This window comes from uncultured Campylobacter sp., assembly GCF_938045205.1.
GTDB lineage: Bacteria > Campylobacterota > Campylobacteria > Campylobacterales > Campylobacteraceae > Campylobacter_B.
This window is the reverse complement of the sequence record NZ_CALIMY010000056.1, coordinates 1-1,650: the sequence shown is the minus strand read 5'-3', so window position 1 is coordinate 1,650 and position 1,650 is coordinate 1. Positions and strand designations below refer to the sequence as shown.

1 protein-coding gene and 1 pseudogene are annotated in these 1,650 nt (G+C 43.0%); both read left to right on the top strand.

Annotation, left to right across the window (positions count from 1 at the left end):
- A pseudogene (locus tag Q0198_RS03360) lies at nucleotides 1-509 on the top strand (NAD(P)-dependent oxidoreductase); the annotation flags it as partial.
- The coding region (rfbH, locus tag Q0198_RS03355; RefSeq protein WP_297894967.1) for a lipopolysaccharide biosynthesis protein RfbH at nucleotides 506-1,650 on the top strand (1,145 nt) is incomplete at its 3' end. The pseudogene Q0198_RS03360 and the gene rfbH, both read left to right, overlap by 4 nt.

The following is a 1,650-nucleotide window of genomic DNA, read 5'->3' as shown; positions in this document are numbered from 1 at the left end:
GCAGGGATAATATTATCCAACTTCGTTTATTTGGAATTTACGGCGAAATGGAGAATTACCGCTATAAATTTATCACAAATGCCGTAGTAAAAAACCTACTGCACCTACCCATCACGATCAATCAAAACGTATTTTTTGACTATATGTATGTTGAGGATCTGCTAAACGTAGTGGAATTTTATATAGAAAATGACGTACGGCATAAAATTTACAACGCAAGCAGCGGGACAAAAATCGATCTGCTCGGCCTAGCTGCGCTGGTAAATGAGGCGAGCGATTTTAAATCGGAGATAAGCGTGCTAAATGAAGGGCTGAACAACGAATACACTTCCGACAATAGCCTATTAAAATCCGAAATGAAAGATAAATTCAAGCTTACGCCGCATTCGGAAGCGATCGGTAAAATTTGCAAATATTTTAAGCAAAATTTTACTAGCTTAGACTTAGATACCATAAAAAAAGATCCATATTTGGGAAAAATCAATGAAATTTGGAAAGGCAAAAAATGACCCCGCAAGAATTAAAACAAGAAATTTTAGAAAAAACGAAAGAGTATTATAGGCTGGTTCATGAGCCGGCGCAGAGAGCTAAATTTGAACCCGGCAAAAGCCGTGTGAATTACGCAGGTAGAGTCTTTGATGAGCACGAAATGGTAAATTTAGTAGATAGTTCGCTTGATTTCTGGCTCACATACGGCACATATTCTAAAAAATTTGAAAAGGAATTTGCCAAAATGCTTGGCGTAAAATGGGCGTTTTTAGTAAATAGCGGAAGCAGTGCGAATTTGCTTGCATTCTTTGCGCTTACCTCGCCGCTTCTAAAAGAGCGCCGCATAAAGAAGGGAGATGAAGTTATAACCGTAGCGGCAGGCTTTCCTACGACAGTTGCACCTATCGTGCAATACGGTGCCGTTCCAGTTTTTGTCGATATGGAGCTTGAGTATTTTAACATAGACCATACGAAGCTTGAGCTTGCGCTTAGTCCAAAAACGAAAGCCGTCATGGTAGCTCACACCCTAGGAAATCCTTTTAATATAAAAGCCGTGAAGGAATTTTGTGATAAGTATGATTTGTGGCTTATCGAGGATAACTGCGACGCGCTGGGTTCTCTGTACGACGGTAAGCCGACCGGCACATGGGGGGATATAGGCACAAGCAGCTTCTACCCGCCTCATCATATGACGATGGGCGAGGGCGGCGCCACATATACAAACAATCCGCTGCTTAAAAAAATTATGCTAAGTATGCGTGATTGGGGGCGCGACTGCTGGTGTGAGAGCGGCGCGGATAATACCTGTGGCAGGCGCTTTTCGCAGAAATTTGGTGAGCTACCGCTTGGATACGATCATAAATACGTTTATTCGCACTTCGGATTTAATTTAAAAGCCTCCGATATGCAGGCTGCGGTGGGGTGCGCTCAGATAGGGAAATTTTCTAGCTTCGTGCAGCGTCGTAGGCGAAATTTTAAAAAGCTTTATGACGGGCTGAAAGATATAAAAGAGCTCATCTTAGTTAAAACCCAGCCGCATTCCGAACCTAGCTGGTTCGGCTTTATGATGACGGTTGCGGACGGGGTAAAATTTAGTAGAAACGAGCTTAGCGAGCATCTAGAGAAAGCGGGCGCGCCATCAGATTCTAGCCAATGCTTACG